At 70.4% G+C, this 17,360-nt stretch carries 15 protein-coding genes; 3 read left to right on the forward strand and 12 right to left on the reverse strand.

The genetic code is table 11. From position 1 onward, the window contains the following. Positions 1–46: 46 nt before the first annotated feature. Together F4560_RS29095 and F4560_RS29100 are read right to left on the reverse strand one after the other, a co-directional pair. On the reverse strand, positions 47–1,006 hold the full coding sequence (locus F4560_RS29095; protein WP_312869544.1) for an MBL fold metallo-hydrolase: 960 nt from the start codon (positions 1,004–1,006) through the stop codon (positions 47–49). Positions 1,007–1,039: 33 nt separating this feature from the next. Continuing rightward, on the reverse strand, positions 1,040–2,761 hold the full coding sequence (locus F4560_RS29100) for an FAD-dependent oxidoreductase (RefSeq protein WP_184925327.1): 1,722 nt from the start codon (positions 2,759–2,761) through the stop codon (positions 1,040–1,042). A gap of 114 nt (positions 2,762–2,875) precedes the next feature. Here F4560_RS29100 and F4560_RS29105 point away from each other — a divergent pair, with 114 nt between their 5' ends. Further along, entirely contained in the window at positions 2,876–4,681 is a 1,806-nt protein-coding gene (locus F4560_RS29105) for a VCBS repeat-containing protein (RefSeq protein ID WP_184925330.1), read from the forward strand. A gap of 63 nt (positions 4,682–4,744) precedes the next feature. On the opposite strand, the gene F4560_RS29110 is transcribed toward F4560_RS29105, so the two are convergent. After that, a complete protein-coding gene (locus F4560_RS29110) occupies positions 4,745–5,878 on the reverse strand; it encodes a GuaB3 family IMP dehydrogenase-related protein (RefSeq protein ID WP_184925333.1) in 1,134 nt (377 codons plus the stop codon). Between the two features lie 60 nt (positions 5,879–5,938). Further along, positions 5,939–7,453: an IMP dehydrogenase gene (guaB, locus tag F4560_RS29115; protein ID WP_184925336.1), complete on the reverse strand. Its 1,515-nt coding sequence runs from the start codon at positions 7,451–7,453 to the stop codon at positions 5,939–5,941. 67 nt (positions 7,454–7,520) lie between these two features. Between guaB and F4560_RS29120 the strand changes: the two genes are divergently transcribed. Next, on the forward strand, positions 7,521–7,970 hold the full coding sequence (locus F4560_RS29120; RefSeq protein WP_051771664.1) for a DUF5319 domain-containing protein: 450 nt from the start codon (positions 7,521–7,523) through the stop codon (positions 7,968–7,970). Between the two features lie 86 nt (positions 7,971–8,056). Here F4560_RS29120 and F4560_RS29125 read toward each other — a convergent pair whose 3' ends face one another. The 5 genes from F4560_RS29125 to F4560_RS29145 all read right to left on the reverse strand — a co-directional run bounded on the left by F4560_RS29125 (position 8,057) and on the right by F4560_RS29145 (position 12,748). Continuing rightward, complete coding sequence (locus F4560_RS29125) at positions 8,057–8,995, reverse strand: anti-sigma-D factor RsdA (RefSeq protein WP_184925339.1); 939 nt, start codon at positions 8,993–8,995, stop codon at positions 8,057–8,059. Beyond that, complete coding sequence (locus F4560_RS29130; protein WP_184925341.1) at positions 8,996–9,568, reverse strand: sigma-70 family RNA polymerase sigma factor; 573 nt, start codon at positions 9,566–9,568, stop codon at positions 8,996–8,998. It abuts the gene before it with no gap. Positions 9,569–9,839: 271 nt separating this feature from the next. Further along, positions 9,840–10,436, reverse strand: a complete 597-nt coding sequence (locus F4560_RS29135; protein ID WP_015805222.1) for a response regulator transcription factor — start codon at positions 10,434–10,436, stop codon at positions 9,840–9,842. Between the two features lie 80 nt (positions 10,437–10,516). Further along, positions 10,517–11,443, reverse strand: a complete 927-nt coding sequence (locus tag F4560_RS29140; protein ID WP_184925343.1) for a hypothetical protein — start codon at positions 11,441–11,443, stop codon at positions 10,517–10,519. A gap of 327 nt (positions 11,444–11,770) precedes the next feature. After that, positions 11,771–12,748 (reverse strand): MerR family transcriptional regulator, encoded by a 978-nt coding sequence (locus tag F4560_RS29145; RefSeq protein ID WP_312869874.1) that lies wholly within the window; start codon positions 12,746–12,748, stop codon positions 11,771–11,773. 216 nt (positions 12,749–12,964) lie between these two features. Between F4560_RS29145 and F4560_RS29150 the strand changes: the two genes are divergently transcribed. Then, positions 12,965–13,261 carry a WhiB family transcriptional regulator gene (locus tag F4560_RS29150; protein WP_033428626.1) on the forward strand — a complete coding sequence of 99 codons (297 nt, stop codon included), beginning with the start codon at positions 12,965–12,967 and terminating at the stop codon, positions 13,259–13,261. 107 nt (positions 13,262–13,368) lie between these two features. On the opposite strand, the gene groL is transcribed toward F4560_RS29150, so the two are convergent. The 3 genes from groL to F4560_RS29165 form a co-directional block, all read right to left on the reverse strand. Beyond that, the gene (groL, locus tag F4560_RS29155; RefSeq protein ID WP_184925345.1) at positions 13,369–14,991 is read right to left on the reverse strand and encodes a chaperonin GroEL; all 1,623 of its coding nucleotides are present in this window, start codon (positions 14,989–14,991) and stop codon (positions 13,369–13,371) included. An 81-nt stretch (positions 14,992–15,072) separates the two neighbouring features. Then, positions 15,073–15,366: a co-chaperone GroES gene (gene groES / locus F4560_RS29160; RefSeq protein ID WP_015105192.1), complete on the reverse strand. Its 294-nt coding sequence runs from the start codon at positions 15,364–15,366 to the stop codon at positions 15,073–15,075. Positions 15,367–15,512: 146 nt separating this feature from the next. Next, a complete protein-coding gene (locus F4560_RS29165; protein ID WP_184925347.1) occupies positions 15,513–17,231 on the reverse strand; it encodes a hypothetical protein in 1,719 nt (572 codons plus the stop codon). Positions 17,232–17,360: the final 129 nt, after the last annotated feature.

Genomic DNA, 17,360 nt, shown 5'->3' on the forward strand with positions numbered 1-17,360 from the left:
AGTCCCCGCCCGAACCCGGACCCGGACACCGGCCCCAACCCGCGGCTCATTGCAACGCCGCCCACACCTCGCGGTCCCGTTCCGCGGTCCAGATCCGGGGCCAGTCCACGCCGTCGCACTCGTCCCAATACCGCTGCACATCGAACGGAAGGCAGTGTTCGAAGATCGGCCAACGCCCATACCTCGGCGCGAGAGCGGCGTACGCGGCCTCGAAGGCGGCCTTCACCGTGCCCCCGCTGACGTGCACCGTGCCGACCGTGCGGCGCAGTTCGTCCAAGAAATGCCGCGACTGGGCAATCGCCGCGTCCACCTCAGCCCGATCCCGCGCCGGAGCACCGCGCCCGCCGACCAACTGCTCCGCACCCAGGGCAGCCACTCGGTCGAGCGTCGTCGTTGCCCACTCGTTGTGGAACGCATCACCCGTGTACAGCGCGGCCTGCGACTCGACCAGGTCACCCGCGAACAGGATCCGCTGGTGCGGCAGCCACACCACGATGTCGCCCGCGGTGTGTCCTCGGCCCGAGAACCGCAGTTCGACCTCACCCCGGTCACCGCCGAGCGGGATGGTGAGGCGGTCCGAGAACGTCAGGGTCGGCCACGTCAGCCCGGGAATACCCGACGGCTCCTCGAACAACCGGGGCATCCGGCCGTACTCGCTCAGCCAGTCCGCCCGACCACGCTCGGCGATCAACGTCCTGGTGTTCTCGTGAGCGACGATCTCCGCCGCGTCGAACGCGCTCGCACCCAGCGTCCGAACCGCGTGGTAGTGGCTCAGCACCAGATACCGCACAGGCTTGTCGGTGCGCGAGCGGAGGATGTCCAACCACCGCCGGGCGGCCTTCGGCGTGGCACGGGCTTCCACGCAGACGAGGAAGTCCTCACCCTCGATCGCACCGACGTTCGGATCGCCTTCGGCGGTCAGGGTGTAGACGCCGTCGGCCAACTCCACGAACTTCTCGTCCTTGGGCGCGAGGTCGGCGCTGGACGCGAACGGCTTCGTTGCCACACAACCCACCATAGGGCCGTCGGCACGACCGGGTCAGGACGATTTGACCTCCACGATCGGCAGCCGCAGAGCACCGGGCGCCTCAGCCGGGACAGCGGGCCGCCGAGGCGGCACCGGGGCGATCCGACGGTACCCGCCAGCCTGATCAGGACGCAGGTCCGACTCACCCTTGTTCGGCCACACCGAGAACGCCCGCTCGGCCTGCGCGGTGATCGTGAGCGACGGGTTCACGCCCAGGTTCGCCGAGATCGCCGCGCCGTCCACCACGGACAGCCCGGGGTAGCCGTAGACCCGGTGGTAGGGATCGATGACACCGCTCGACGGGTCCGCCCCGATCGGACAGCCGCCGAGGAAGTGGGCCGTCAGCGGGATGTCGAACAGCTCGCCCCACGTCCCTCCAGCCATGCCGTCGATGTGCTTCGCCGCGAGCAGGTTCGCCCGGTGCCCGGCCGGGATGAACGTCGGGTTCGGCTCGCCGTGCCCCTGCTTCGAGCTCAGCTTGCGACGCCCGAACAGGCCCTTCTTCGTGAACGTGATGATCGAGTTGTCCAGGCTCTGCATCACCAGCAGGATCACCGTCCGCTCGCTCCACCGGTGCACGGACAGCAGCCGGGCGAACCGGATCGGGTGCCGCACCGCCTGCGACAGGAACTGGAGGATGCGGGGCGTCGACTTCGCACCGTCCGTGGCCAACGTCTGCAACAGCCCCATGGCGTTGCTGCCCTTGCCGTAACGCACCGGCTCGATGTGGGTCTGCTCGTCCGGGTGGATGGACGACGTGATCGCCACGCCCTGGCTGAAGTCGCGCTCCTTGTCCACCGTGAAACGTCCGGCTCCGATGATCGACTCGGAGTTCGTCCTGGTCAGCTCCCCCAGCTTGGGCGAGATCCGCGGCAACGCGCCCTCGTCCCGCATCCGGTGCAGCAACTGCTGGGTGCCCCACGTGCCCGCGGCCAGCACCACCTGACCCGCGGTGATCGTGCGGCGGCCCTTGCGGAGCTTGCCGCCGGTCCGCCGGGTGCCGACCGCCCACGTGCCGTCCGGCGCCTGGCGCAGGTCGGTCACGGTGGTCAGCGGCAGCACCTCCGCGCCGTTGCGTTCGGCCAGGTAGAGGTAGTTCTTGACCAGCGTGTTCTTCGCGCCGACCCGACAGCCGGACATGCACGCGCCGCACTCCGTGCAGCCGGTCCGGCTCGGGCCCGCGCCACCGAAGTACGGGTCCTCCGCGGGCTTGCCCGGCTCGCCGAAGTACACGCCGACCGGTGTCGGGTGGTACGTGTCGGCCACGCCCATGTCCTCGGCGACCTGCCGCATCACCACGTCCGACGGCGTCACGGTCGGGTTCTCCACCACGCCCAGCATCCGGCTCGCCTGGTCGTAGAACGGGGCCAGCTCGGCTTCCCAGTCGGTGATGTGCGCCCACTGCCGGTCCGCGTAGAACGGCTTGAGCGGCCGGTACAGGGTGTTCGCGTAGACCAGCGACCCGCCGCCGACACCCGACCCGGCCAGGATCATCACGCTGCGCAGGGCGTGGATGCGCTGGATGCCGTAACAACCCAGCGCGGGCGCCCACAGGTAGCGGCGCAGGTTCCAGGAGGTCTTGGCGAACTCGTCGTCGGCGAACCGGCGGCCCGCCTCGATGACGGCCACCCGGTACCCCTTCTCGGTGAGCCGGAGCGCGGCGACGCTGCCACCGAAGCCCGACCCCACCACCACGACGTCGTAGTCGGTGTTGTTACCGGCGAGTTCACCCATGGTTGCGAGATTAGGGGTTACTTCCGGTAACAGCTAGTCCCCGATCGGTTCAGGACCCTGGTGGAGCAAGGCACTCGACAGGAGCGGGCAGATCCCGACGCCTACGCTGCACGGGTGTTCCGCAGGCGAGCGGACCGTGACGCGCGGTCGACCAACTCGGCACGCCACTTCGCGGTGGCCGGCGCCATCGTGCTGCTCGGCGCGTTCACGCACCCGTCGAGCGCCCCTCGATCCGACCCCGGCGTCTACTCGTACTCGACCGACGACCACGTCGTCGTCATGCGCGGCGAGGACGAGGTCACCCGCTGGACGGCGGCCGAGGGCGAGGTCACCGGACGCATGGTGTGGACGGACGACGGCAACCACGTGGCCTTCTTCGCCGAGGCCGAGGGGGACGCGGCGCGCAGGCTCGTCACGCTCGACGCCCGTTCAGGGGCCGAACGCGCCTTGCCGTGCGACACCTGCGCACGCATCGCCGCCGCCGGCAACGACGTCCTCATGGTCGGCACCCACGACGGTGACGGTTTCTCCGGCCTGCTCCGACTCGACCTCTCCCGCGCCACACCGCCGGCCGACGTCCCCGCCGAACTCCCACCGCTCGTCGACGCCGCGATCTTCTCCGGCACGCACGGCGAAGTGCTGCTGCAAGGCGTGGACCGGACGGGCGGCGAGGTCTACCTGCGGGTCCGCCCCGACGGCACGACGTCACCCGTCGGCACCGCGACCCACGCCCGCCGCGACCGGCAGGGGCGGACGTTCCTGCGTGAACTCGTGGACGCCGCCGTGGCCACGGACCAGGACGGCAACACCGTGTACGCCGTCGTCGGCGGCTTCCAAGCGCCCCAGGGCTCGTGCGAGCACGCCGCCGAGGTGTTCATGGCGCTGCCGTCACGCCAGAGCACCGTGCCGACCGACCTCAGCCTCGCCACGCCCGTCCCCGACGTCGACGCAGCCACCAGCACCACCGTCCTGTCAGTGTGGTGGGACCACGACGACCGCCTGCGCGCGGCGGTGCTGGCGAGCTTGTGCGACGGGCAGGGGACCGTCGGGCCCACCAGCGGCGAATGGGTGCTCGACCACAACAAGTGGACGCAGGTCTCGACCGACCTCACCCTCGGCTCGCGGTCCCTGCGCGACGGGTCGGAGGTCGTCACCCGGTTCACCGGTGAGCACTGGGACGGCGCGGCGCTCGCCCTGGAACGCGGCTCGGACAAGACCCACATCGCCGACGGTGTGCTCAGCCTCGCCGCCCCGACACCCCGCCGCACCGGGAGCGAACGGGTGCTGGAGCACCTCTGCGACCCACGCGACGCGGTGTGCCTGGCCCGCGTCGGACGTGACTACGAGGTGGGCTCCACTTCCGGGGACTTCGACGGCGACGGCACCCCCGACCAGGCGACGATCGTCCGGAACCAGGCGAACGGCACCTCCGTGAAGATCACATTCGCCGGTGGGCGTTCGGAGACGGTGGCCCTCACCGAGACGATCGAAGAGGGCGTGCCGCACTGGGCGGGCGCGACCGACGTCACCGGGGACGGCCGGGCCGAACTCCTCGTCCCGCTCGGCACGAAGGCGAACGGCGTGGTGCTCGGGCTCTTCCAGTACGCGGACGGCCGGCTGGGCAAGGTCCAGGGCGATCTCGCCGCCCCGGTCGTCGGCGCCGGCGCCCAGGAGGCGTCCGGCATCCAGTGCCGGGAGGACGACGGCCGACGGGTCCTGCGGACCCGGACCGCCCACACGGGCTCCGCCGAGTACGTGCTCCGGGAGGTCACGTACGCGGCCGACGAGTCCGGTCGGCTCGTCCGAACCGGCGACGAGAGCTTCACGTTCCCGGTCGGCGCGGACGGCGCGCTGCCCGCGCAACTGGCCGACGTGCCGGGCGTGCACTGCCCCGGCGTGCCCGACCTGTTCCAGCCCTGAAACGAGACCACCTCTGCCCCCGGACTGGTCCGGGGGCAGAGGTGTGGATCGACGGTCGCGGGGTCAGCCGCGGATCGTCAGGCCGACCTTCTGGAATTCCTTCAGGTCGGAGTAGCCCGTCTTCGCCATCGCCCGGCGCAGCGAGCCGAACAGGTTCGTCACGCCGCGCGGGTCCACCGACGGGCCGAACAGCAGCGTCCGCAGGTCGACCACCTGGTCCACCCCCGTGGACACGTGGCTGCGCGGCACCGACGGGTGCGCCGACGCGGCGGTCCAGTAGAGGCCCTGACCAGGCGCCTCGGACGCCGCCGCCAACGGCTCGCCCAGCATCACCGCGTCCGCGCCGCACGCGATCGACTTCGCGATGTCACCGCTGGTCAGCGCGCCACCGTCGGCGATCACGTGCACGTACCGGCCACCGGTCTCGTCCAGGTAGTCCCGACGCGCCGCGGCGGCGTCCGCGATGGCCGTGGCCATCGGGACACCGATGCCGAGGACGGAGTCCGTCGTGGTCACGCCCGGCGTGTAGCCGTAGCCGACGACGACGCCCGCCGCGCCCGTGCGCATCAGGTGCATCGCGGTCCGGTAGTCGCCGACGCCGCCCGCGATCACCGGGATGTCCAGGTCGGCGATGAACGACTTCAGGTTCAGCGGCTCGCCGTCGCGGGACACGTGCTCGGCCGAGATGATCGTGCCCTGCACGACCAGGATCTCGACGCCCGCGGCCAGCAGGTCCGGGGTCAGCTCGGCGGCCCGCTGCGGGCTGACCCGCACCGCGACCGTCACGCCAGACTCGCGCACCTGCTTGATCGCCTCGGCGATCAGGTCCATCCGGACCGGCGCCGAGTGCAGCTCCTGGAGCACCTTCACCGGACCGGCCGGGTCGTCGGTGTCCTCCACCGCCTGCACCAGCCGGAACAACGCCTCCTCGACGTCGCTGTGCCGGGCCCACAGGCCCTCCGCGTTGAGGACGCCCAGGCCACCCAGCTCGCCGATCGCGACGGCCGTGCCCGGCGACACGATGGCGTCCGTGGGATGGGTGATCAGCGGGATCTCGAACCGGTAGGCGTCGATCTGCCACGCGGTGGACACGTCCTTGGAGGAGCGGGTCCTCCGGGACGGGATGATTTCGAGGTCGTCCAGCTCGTAGGCCCGCCTCGCGGTCCGGCCCATGCCGATCTCGACCAGATCGCGCACCTTCGTCGTCCTTCCGTGGAGCCAGCGGAACTTGGGAACCCTAGCTCACCCGAATGAGGTTCAGCGGGTCGTGTAGTTCGGAGCTTCGACCGTCATCGTGATGTCGTGCGGGTGGCTTTCCTTCAACCCCGCCGCCGTGATCCGCACCAGCTGCTTCTGCTGGAGGTCCGCGACCGTCTTCGAGCCGGTGTACCCCATGGCCATCCGCAGACCGCCCACCAACTGGTACGCCACCTGCGACAACGGGCCGCGGAACGGCGTGCGGCCCTCGATGCCCTCGGGCACCAGCTTGTCCTCGGACAGCACGTCGTCCTGGAAGTAGCGGTCCCTGGAGAACGACTTGCTGTTGTCGCCACGCCCGCGCAGCGCCGCCAGCGACCCCATCCCGCGGTAGGTCTTGAACTGCTTGCCGTTGACGAGGATCACCTCGCCGGGAGCCTCCGCGGTGCCCGCGAGCAGGCTGCCGACCATGACCACGCTCGCGCCGGCCGCGATGGCCTTGGCGATGTCACCGGAGAACTGGATGCCGCCGTCGCCGATCACCGGGACGCCCGCGGGGCCGCACGCGAGGTTCGCCTCGTAGATCGCGCTGATCTGCGGCACGCCGACGCCCGCGATCACGCGCGTGGTGCAGATCGAGCCGGGGCCGACGCCGACCTTCACGCCGTCCGCGCCCGCGTCCACCAGCGCCTGCGCGCCGGCGCGGGTGGCGACGTTGCCGCCGACCACGTCGACCTCGTCACCGAGTTCCTTCTTGACCCTGGCGACCATCTCCAGCACGTAGCGCTGGTGGCCGTGCGCGGTGTCGACCATGATCACGTCGATGCCCGCCTCGGCCAGCGCCATGGCCCGGGTGAAGCTGTCCTCGCCGGTGCCGATCGCGGCCGCGCACAGCAGCCGGCCGTCCGGGTCCTTCGAGGCGTTCGGGTACTGCTCGGTCTTGACGAAGTCCTTCACCGTGATCAGGCCGCGCAGCTTGCCGTCGCCGTCCACGATCGGCAGCTTCTCGATCTTGTGCCGGCGCAGCAGGCCGAGCGCGGCCTCGGCGGACACGCCGACCTGGGCCGTGACCAGCGGACCCTTCGTCATCACCTCGCTGACCTCGCGCGAGTGGTCCACCTCGAAGCGCATGTCGCGGTTGGTGATGATGCCGACGAGCTTGCCGTTCGGGTCCGTCACCGGCACGCCGGAGATCCGGTAGCGGGCGCACAGGTCGTCCACGTGCTTGATCGTGTCTTCCGGCGCGCAGGTCACCGGGTCGGTCACCATGCCGGCCTCGGACCGCTTGACGGTCTCGACCTGGCGGGCCTGGTCCTCGATCGACAGGTTGCGGTGCAGCACCCCGATCCCGCCCTGGCGGGCCATCGCGATGGCCATCCTGGACTCGGTCACCGTGTCCATCGCGGCCGACGCCAGCGGGATGCCCAGGGTGACGTTCCGGGACACCTTGGTCCTGGTGTCGACGCCGCTCGGGATCACCTCCGACTCGGCGGGCAGCAGCAGTACGTCGTCGAAGGTCAGTCCCAGCATGGCGAACTTGGGCGGGACTCCGTCAGCGTTGAGCTCGCTGGTCATGGCGGCTGGCTTGCCTTCCGTCGTGCGGTGATCCCGCCGCCGCGGATCTGGGGTTTCCACAGGCGGGATGGGTTCAGGTCATGGTATCTGGACGCGGGCGGGGGTCCGCCCGGTACCGTGCGGGGTCGTGCCGCACGACGCGTTGCCACCAGACCCGTTCGCGGGCGACCCGGAAGACCCGGCCCGGGTCCTCGGCGAGCCCGACCACGACCACGACCAGCCGCCGATGGACGACGCCGAGCGGGCCGAGCTGATCGGCGACCTCAGCGACCTCGCCGTGTACCAGGCGCTGCTGGAACCCCGTGGTGTCAGGGGAATCGTGGTGGACTGCGGCGAGTGCCAGGAGCCGCACTACCACGACTGGGCGCTGCTGCGGTCGAGCCTGGAGCAGCTGCTGGCCGACGGCCGGATGCGCCCGCACGAGCCCGCGTACGACCCGGATCCGACGTCCTACGTGAGCTGGGAGTACTGCCGCGGCTACGCCGACGGCGTCACCGCGACCGAGAGCGCCCGCTGAAGATGTGACGAAGCCCGCCCCCCGTGCGAGGGGCGGGCTTCGTCACAGCGGAGTTCGGGCTGGGTGTCGGACGCTAGTTGTCGACGCTAGTTATCGGGCGAGGTCTGGACGCCGTCGCTGGTGCCGGGGGTCGCCGTGTCGTCGCCCCGGGTCTGACCGCTCGGGGTCTCGGCCGAGGTGGGCGGCGGCGGGTGCGCGGTGGCCTCGGTGGTCGGGGTCGACTCGGTGGTGGTCGTCGTCGGCGCGGTCGTGGTGACCGGCGGCGTGGTCGTGGACACCGCGGGCGAGGTCGGCCCGGCCGGCGACGTGGTCGGCAACGTCGGCGTGGTGGCCTGGGTGACCGTGGTCGGCGGGACGGTCGGCGTCGGCGTGGTGCTGGTCAGCTCCTGCAACAGCGACTCGCGCTTCTGGGTCAGGTCGTCCTTGCCGTCGTCCGGGGAGACCGACGGCAGGCTCTGACCCGCCTTGAGCAGCGCGTCACGCGCCTCGCCGTACCGGCCGTCGCGCAGTGCGGCGCGGGCGGTGGCGAGATCGTCCTTGACCGCGACGGCGGCTTCCACCGACCGGGCGTGCTCGGAGTAGAGGACCCTGGTCAGGCCCCAGAGCGTGTCGCCGGGCTGGGCGTCACGGGCCACCAGGCTCATCCCGGTGAACGCGATCGCCAGCACGGCCGCCGCGCTCGCGATCGGGATCAGAAAACGGTGCCTGCCGCGGGGCTGGTGCCGGGCGGCGGCGATGGTGGCCACCGCGGTGTCGGTGTCGACGAGCTCACCCATGGGCGGTTCGTCGACTTCACGGCGCCAGGCCAGCAGCAGTGCGTTCAGCTCGTCGTCGACGAGCGACTCCGGCTGGTCGCCGGCACGTCCGCCCAGCGCGTCGAGCAGCGCGTCGTCAGCCCTGATGCCCGCGAGGTCGTCGCCGGGCTCGATCGACGTGTCGTCGGCCAAGGCGTCATCAGACTGCGGCGGTCTCTCATCTCGTCCGCGCACGACTTCTCCGTTGCCCTTCTCGTGCTCGTCGGCCACTCAGACCACCTCCTCGGCTGCCAACGTCTTCCGCAGGCGGGCCAAGGCGCGGTGTTGCGCCACCCTCACCGCGCCCGGCGTGGAGCCGACCGCGTCGGCGGTCTCTTCGGCCGACAGGCCGACGACCACCCGGAGCAGCAGGATCTCCCGCTGCTTCTCCGGCAGGATCTTCAGGAGCACGGCCATCCGCTCCGACAGCTCGCCCTGCATGGCGCGCTGCTCCGGACCGGCCTCCGTCTCTGGCGCGTCGGGGACCTCCGGCACCGGTTCCGACCGGTTCCGGGCGGCTGAGCGGTGTGCGTCCGCGACTTTGTGCGCGGCGATGCCGTAGACGAACGCCAGGAACGGTCGACCCTGGTCTCGATAGCTGGGAAGGGCTGTCAGCACCGCGAGACACACCTCCTGGGCCACGTCGTCCGCCGAAGCGAAAGACCTCTCCTGCCTGCCGACTCGGGCGCGGCAATACCGCACCACGAGGGGTCGGATGGATGCCAGGAGCCGCTCGATCGCGTGGCGGTCGCCATCGACGGCTGCGCCCACTTCGGCGTCCAGTCCGTCCCCCAAGTTGGTCATCGCAGACAACTGCCCTGGTGTTACGCGTAGGCGTACGACATAGAACAGCACGGGACGATCGACGTCGCCCGTACCGGTGATGCTTACCGTACCGGTCGCGCGACCGGAAGCACGGCAATGGGGTCCTGAAGGGGTCTTTAGACCTAGTCCGACCAGGCGACACGCCGTGAACGCGAACCGGCCCGGCGACAGTGACGTCGCCGGGCCGGGCCGGGAAGGAAGGAGTGCCGGTGTGACCCGCCTTACGGGCCCCCGCTGGTCCTCGCAGGCCCTACGACACGAGGCCGCGGCGGAAGCCGTGAGCCACGGCCTGCGCCCGGTCCCGCACGCCGAGCTTGCGGAACAGGCGCCGGGCGTGCGTCTTGACCGTGTCCTCCGACAGGTAGAGCTCGCGCCCGATCTGCCCGTTGCTCTTGCCCTGGCTCATCCCGCGCAACACCTGGAGCTCGCGCTCGGTGAGCTGGACGCCCGGGTCCGATGGTTGCCTGGGCGCGGGCACGCTGGTGCTCGCCAGCGTGTGCGCCAACGCGGCCACCAGCTCGGGACGCGAGGCGTCCCAGCGGAGGTAGCCGCGGGCGCCGCCGGCGATCGCCGCGGCGATGCTGCCCGCGTCGTCCGGTGCGCCGAAGACGATGACGTTTGCCTGCGGGTTGGCCGAGACGAGTCGTCGGGTCGCTTCGACCCCGGTCGGGACGGCGCGCTGGGTGCCAACCAGTACGACGTCGACCGGCTGCCGAGAAAACCGAGCCAACAACTCGTCACCGTGCGCTACGCAGTCGATGCGGCTAACCCCTGGGACAGCCGACATCACGCGGGTGAGACCCTCCCGCACACTGCGCCGGTCGTCGCAAATAAGGACCGTGGTCACGGGGACTCCTTCCTGCAGCCGAGTGACGTTCCACATCCCCTATCGGACGCTAGAGGCCGAACCTTGACACGATCCGGTGCTTAATCCGTCAAGAAGTTCGTCTCAGCGTCTGCGTTCGGGGGTTCCCCGGAACGGAGCAGCGCAGTCGGGATCCACGGCGAGCGGATGGCGAGGCGGCGGCCGAGAGGGTCGGCTCTGCGCAACACGCAGCTCAGAGCGTTTTTGGCGCTCTCCTTCACGTTTTCGCTTCCCGCAATACTGCGGTCTGCCTGGGCGTTTGCCAGGACGAGCGCCGTCGGCCAGGTCAACGAGAAAAGCCCGCTCCAGTGAGTGTGATTTAGGTCACAGTACAGCAGGTTCATGCCCCGACCAACGCTTTCGGGTGTCCCCCACACCACAAGTGCGGTCCCCAGGACGAGGTCGGACTTGAGGATGTGTCGCGTTGCGCCGGCTTCCCGGGCGGTCGCCGCGGCGACCTCGGCCGGACGCACCGCCTGCTCCGCGTGACCGCCGGCCAACGCGATCTCGGCCGCCAGCCACTGGTGCCGCACCCGACTGCGCCAACCGCGTGGCTCGACCCTCGCGTGCAGTCGCCGGGCCTCGACCAGCCGGCCGGCGCCCACAGCGTCGGCCGCCAACCCCAACAACGCGTCGGCCCGTGCCCCGGCCAGATCGACGTCGTCCACATCCCCCACCAAACCACCTCCCCCCTCACTTACCGCCTCTGCACTTGTCGCCTCCACTTCGGCAGCGACCGCCATCGCCAGGGCCCGCCCATCAAGGCCTCGCGCCGCCCCGTGCCCGCCCAGCTGCCGCCGGTGCGAGGCCAACGTCGAAGCCGCCAGCGACCCGAACAGCCCACCGCGCCGCATCAGCTCACCCAGCACCCCCGCCGCCGCCGCGTAGTGCCCCTGCCCGCCCAGCGCCACGGCGGCCAACCACCGTTCCTCCACCCCGCCCGCCAACGCCCCCCAGACCTCGGCCTCCGGCCGGTCCCCGAACGCCACCCGCCGCACCCCACCCACCCCCACCCCGTGAGTCCTACGTTCAGAACGCGTGAGTCGTACCTTCAAAACCACCGTGTCCTACGTTCAGGACCTCCGAATTCAACGCTCAGAACAAACGATCTTGTACTGAACGTTGAACTCGGGGGTCGCGAACGTAGGACTCACCCGTCCTGAACGTAGGACTCACGGGGGCTGGAGGTTCGACACGCGGGGCCTGAGCGTTCGACACGCGCGTTCTGAGCGTTGAACTCGGGGGTTCCGAACGTAGGACTCACGCGTTCCGAACGTAGGACTCACGCGTTCCGAACGTAGGACTCACGCGGGGGGTTAGCAGACGGCGCGTTCTACGGCGTCGGCCGCGGACGCCAGGTCGTTGATCCGCTCGGCCGGCTGCGGCACGACGCCGCGCTCCCAGCCGGGGCCCCCGGCGAAGATGCGGACCTGCTGACGGGTCCTCGGCAACGCCGTCACGACACCCGGATCGGCGTAGCGCGGCAGCTGGGCCCACAGCACCACCGCTGCCGGCGCGGTGCGGCGCACGGCCACGGCCAGCGCGTCCGACGGCAACGCCGCCCCCAACTGCCTGGCACCGATCCCACGCTGCGCCAACACCGCCGCCAACGGGTACAGCGGCAGGTTGTGCCGCTCGTCCGGCATGCACGCCAGCAGCACGGGCCGGTGGTTGCGCGGGCTCGTCACGACCGGCGTGGCGCGCAGCACGGCGGCCAGCACGCACTCCTCCACCAGGTGCGACACCTCGACCCCGCCACCCGACTGGTCCCACCTCGCCGCCAGCGCGGACATCACCGGACGGACCACCTCGTCCCACGTCGCCACCACGCCGTCCGCCTCGATCGCGTCGGCCAACAGCGTCTGCACCGCCGCCGAGTCCATCGCCAACGCCGCCCGCCCCACCCCGCGCGCCCGCCGGTTCGCCGACGGCAACCTGAGCCCACGACCACCGGCCGACGCGGACGCCCCGTCGAGCTCACCCCCGGTCAGCAACGCCTGGCCGACCCGCACCGGACGCACAGGGCTCGCGAGGGCGTACTTCGCGGCCTCGGCGGACGACGCCCCGCGCAGCAGCGCCCGCTGCATCAGCTCGAGGCGTGCTACATCGAGTGGCGCATATTTCCTGTGTCGCCCGGTCGTGTGATCGCTGGGTCCGAGTCCGTACCGGCGGTCCCAGGTGCGCAGAGTGGCCGGCGCGACACCCAACCTGCGGGCCACGGCGGCCACCGAGAGGGTCACCGAATGCGCCGGATCGTCTTCTGCCGCAAGGGTTTCCGGCTCGCCTTCCGGCACGGTCCCGGTGTGGTCGGGGGGCGTCATCACGCTGACATCGTCCGTTCACTTGACGTCACCGGCAACTCCGGGACGGGCACCGGCCGCTCACCCATCGAATGAATTGCCGGAAAATGCCGCCGCACCCCCTTGAACAAGTTTTGGCGCGGTTCTACGGTGGATCATCGTTAAGCCGAATGGAGCAGTTCACGTCCATGGGCCAAGGAGGCGGTCTCGATGGCGGACACCCGAAGGCTTCCCGGTCCCAACGCGGATCTGTGGGACTGGCAGATGCGCGGCTCGTGCCGCGGGATGGACAGCGCGTTCTTCTTCCACCCGGACGGGGAGCGCGGACCTGCACGGGCACGGCGGGAGGCACGGGCGAAGGCCGTGTGCCTGTCGTGCCCGGTGCTGGAGATGTGTCGGCGGCACGCCCTGGCGGTGCAGGAGCCGTACGGGATCTGGGGTGGTCTCTCGGAGTCCGAGCGGGACAGCATCATCAAGGCGCGCAAGCGGCAGTTGACGCCCGCCTGACCAGGAAACAGGCGGACCGAGCACGCCGAACGCGCGGGAGGGGCGGCACCTCGCGGGTGCCGCCCCTCCCGTGCGCGCTGAAGACCCGTGGGTCAGTGACCCGTGGGTCAGTGGCCGTGGCCGTGACCGTGGCCGTTGTTGCCGCCCGAGTGGTCGTCTTCCTTCTTCTCCACGATGGCGCTCTCCGTGGTGAGCACCATGCGGGCGATGGAAGCGGCGTTCGTGACCGCGGAACGGGTGACCTTCACCGGGTCGATGATCCCGGCTTCGAGCAGGTCGCCGTAGACGAGCGTGGCGGCGTTGAGGCCGAAGCCCCACTCCTGCTCGCGCACCTTGTTCACCACGACGGCGCCTTCGAGGCCCGCGTTCGCGGCGATCCAGAAGAGCGCCGAGCCCAGGGCCTCGCGGACGATGGCGACACCGGTCGCCTCGTCACCGGACAGGCCGAGGCCGCCGTCGAGGACCTTGGCCGCGTGCACCAGCGCCGAACCGCCGCCGGGCACGATGCCCTCTTCCACCGCTGCCTTGGTCGCGTTCACCGCGTCTTCGATGCGGTGCTTGCGCTCCTTCAGCTCGGTCTCGGTGGCCGCGCCGACCTTGATCACGGCGATGCCGCCGGACAGCTTGGCCAGCCGCTCCTGGAGCTTCTCGCGGTCCCAGTCCGAGTCGGTGGACTCGATCTCGCGGCGCAGCTGCTCCGCGCGACCGGCCACGTCGGCCTTCGTGCCGCCGCCGTCGACGATGGTCGTGTTGTCCTTCGACACGACCACACGACGGGCCGAACCCAGCACGTCCAGGTTGGCCTCGGACAGCTTGAGGCCGACCTCGGCCGCGATGACCTGGGCGCCGGTGACGACCGCGAGGTCGTCCAGGAACGCCTTGCGGCGGTCGCCGAAGTACGGCGCCTTGACCGCGACCACGCGCAGCGTCTTGCGCAGGGCGTTGACGACCAGGGTCGACAGCGCCTCACCCTCGACGTCCTCGGCGATGATGACCAGCGGCTTGCCGCTCTCGGCCACCTTCTCCAGGATCGGGAGCAGGTCGGCCAGCGCCGAGATCTTCTCCTTGTGCAGCAGGATGCGGGCGTCCTCGAACACCGTCTCCTGGGCTTCGAGGTCGGTCGCGAAGTGCGCCGACACGTAGCCCTTGTCGAACTGCACGCCCTCGGTGATCTGGAGCTCGGTGGCCATCGAGGAGGACTCCTCGACGGTGATCACACCGTCCTCGCCGACCTTCTCGATGGCTTCGCCGAGCAGGGCGCCGATGGACTCGTCGCGGGACGAGACGGTGCCGACCTGGGCGATGTTGTCGCGGCCCTTGACCGGGGTCGCCTTGGCCTTGAGGGCGTCCACGACGGCCTCGGCTGCGGCCTGGATGCCGACACCGAGGGACATCGGGTTCGCGCCCGCGGCGACGTTGCGCAGACCCACCCGCACCATGGCCTGGGCCAGGACGGTCGCGGTCGTGGTGCCGTCGCCGGCCACGTCGTTGGTCTTGGTCGCGACGCTCTTGGCGAGCTGCGCGCCCAGGTTCTCGAACGGGTCTTCCAGCTCGATCTCACGGGCGATGGTCACGCCGTCGTTGGTGACGGTCGGGCCGCCGAACTTCTTGTCGAGCACGACGTGCCTGCCGCGCGGACCGAGGGTCACCTTGACCGTGTCCGCGAGCTTGTTCACGCCGCGCTCGAGGGCCCGACGAGCGTCCTCGTCGAAGCTGATCTGCTTGGGCATTGCTTAGCCTCTCTTGATGCGAAACGCCCCGGGAAGCCCCGGTGAGGGGTTCGCCGGGGCGCCTTGCGTGTCAGCCGATCGTCAGTTGATGACGGCCAGCACGTCGCGGGCGGAGAGGATGAGGTACTCCTCGCCGTTGTACTTGACCTCGGTGCCGCCGTACTTCGAGTAGATGACGACGTCGCCGACAGCCACGTCCACCGGGACGCGGTTGCCCTTGTCGTCGATCCGGCCGGGGCCCACCGCGATGACCTTGCCCTCCTGGGGCTTCTCCTTCGCGGTGTCCGGGATCACGAGGCCGGAAGCGGTCGTGGTCTCGGCCTCACTGGCCTGGACGACGATCTTGTCCTCGAGCGGCTTGATGTTCACGCTCACCGGGCTGACCTCCACGGTCGTCGAAAGCGTTGGCAGGTTGCGTTTACGGCTCCTGCCACCCCGCCGTCGCGGGGGTCGGGGCGGTTGCTGGTGCCGTGCATCTAGCACTCTACCCATGCGAGTGCCAACGCTTCAACGAGCCCCCGTCACTCCTTCCGGGCACCCAGTCGCGCCACCCCCTCCAAATCGGCGTGGAACTGCTCGAAACCACGCCTCAGCGCCTCCGACGCGCCCCTCATGGCCACGTCACGGGCCTTGTCGTCGAAGTCGACCTTCTCGTCCGGGTACGGGAACGCGCCGCGCAGCGCGACCAGCGCGCCGCCGATGGCGATGTCGGCCAGCGGTTCGAGGTCGAGCCACGGGATCGGCGGGTTCTCCGGCTTGCCCGCGAGCGGCCCCCACGGGTCGAGCCACGGCCGCAGCCGGGGTTCGACCACGATGATCTGGTCGATCACCCAGTGCAGGGTCTGGCACGCGCTCGCCTGCCTGCCGAGCACGTCACGGGCGTGCACGCCGATCTGGAACAGCTCGCTGAGGTGCACCCGGTCCAGGGTCGCGTCCGGCTCCATGAGCGTGGCCTCGACCAGCCGGTCGGACCAGACCAGGTCCCACCAGAACCGCGACCGCATGCACGTGATCCGGTCCGGCGGCGCGATCCACACGCCGACGTTGACGTAGTACTCCTTGATCTTGTCCAGCGCGGCGCGGCCGGACGGGCTGTAGAGGAACCCGGTGTGCTTGGACAGGTGCGTGCCGGGCGTGCCGCCACCGCCGCCGGGGAAGTCGTCGAACCCGCCGCCCTCGACCACGCCGATCAGGTTCACGTTGACGAAGTGGTGCCAGGTCGAGTCGGTGACGACCCGGCCGACGTCGCAGCGGTGGCCGTCGTAGGTCGACACCACGCCGAAGCTGTGCGCGACGGTCGCCTGCTTGAGGTTCGCGCCGGCGTCGGACGACGCGGTGTTGCCCGCCGGCACGCGGCCCCGGGCGACGATCTCGGGTGACAGCTGCCCGGTGCCGTCGGTGGCGTTCGGGTACTCGGGCGAACCGTCCCGGCACGCGCCGGCCAGGCTGGACGGGACCCGCGTCTCCCCCTCGTGCGGGTGGTCCGGGAAGACGTCGATCCGGCCCGTCCGGCCGCACATCACCGGGTGCGGGTAGCGGGCCTTCTTCAGGATGTTGGCGTACGTCGTGTAGAGCTTCAGGTCGAGCACCTGCGGCACGTCGTCGCTCTGGTCGCTGAACTGCGAGCCGGCGTCGTGGCCGACCCGGTTGGAGTCGTTGCGGCGGGAGGTGCCCATGCTCACCTCGCCGCCGCCGAAGTCCGCCCAGTGGCGCATGTTGCGGACCCGGTCCACCGAGCCGCACAGGGCGTTGCCGAGGGAGCCGTGGTCGCCGGTGGCGAAGATGCCACCGCCCTTGTTCATGTGCGCGGTGAGCGCGTTCAGCTCGGCGTCGCCCAGGCGGGTGGACGGGAAGCGGCCGGGGTTGCCGGAGCGGTTCGGGTAGGTGCCGTTGTGGAAGTTGGTCTCGATGCCGAACAGCCACACCTCGTCGAAGCTGTCGGGCGTGAAGTGGTTCGGGTCGTCGAACATGAAGCCCTTGATGCTGCGGGCGATGCCCGGCGCGCCCAGCATGACCGCGGCGTTGGTCACGTTGGTGCGGAGGTGCGCGACGGTGATCTCGAACCGCACGTAGCTGCGGCCGTCGTGGAGCAGGATGTCCACGAAGGTCTGGAGGCCGAAGTCGCCGAGGCCGAAGTCGAGCCCGCCGTCGGTGACGAGCAGGGTCTTCACCGTGCACGGTCGGCGCCACGGGAAGAGGATCGTCTGGTCTTCGAGGTGGAGCCTGGCACGTCTCTGCACGAGGTCGATGAGTCGTTGGTTGCTTGTTCCGATGCCATCCATTCGCGTGTTCTCGCAATCCGTTCGCCGGGGGCGGCGGTGCCCCTCGTTGGACTGCGGAGTGCTGGATGCCCTGAGTAATACCTGCGT

Source organism: Saccharothrix ecbatanensis, assembly GCF_014205015.1.
Taxonomy (GTDB): Bacteria; Actinomycetota; Actinomycetes; order Mycobacteriales; family Pseudonocardiaceae; genus Actinosynnema; species Actinosynnema ecbatanense.

Bases quoted from the DNA above. Each gene is read 5' to 3' on its own strand.
- F4560_RS29100 (WP_184925327.1), bottom strand. From the start codon at position 2,761: ATGGGTGAACTCGCCGGTAACAACACCGACTACGACGTCGTGGTGGTG.
- guaB (WP_184925336.1), bottom strand. From the start codon at position 7,453: ATGACCAGCGAGCTCAACGCTGACGGAGTCCCGCCCAAGTTCGCCATG.
- F4560_RS29130 (WP_184925341.1), bottom strand. From the start codon at position 9,568: ATGACCAACTTGGGGGACGGACTGGACGCCGAAGTGGGCGCAGCCGTC.
- groL (WP_184925345.1), bottom strand. From the start codon at position 14,991: ATGCCCAAGCAGATCAGCTTCGACGAGGACGCTCGTCGGGCCCTCGAG.
- F4560_RS29150 (WP_033428626.1), top strand. From the start codon at position 12,965: ATGGCGGACACCCGAAGGCTTCCCGGTCCCAACGCGGATCTGTGGGAC.
- F4560_RS29120 (WP_051771664.1), top strand. From the start codon at position 7,521: ATGGGTTCAGGTCATGGTATCTGGACGCGGGCGGGGGTCCGCCCGGTA.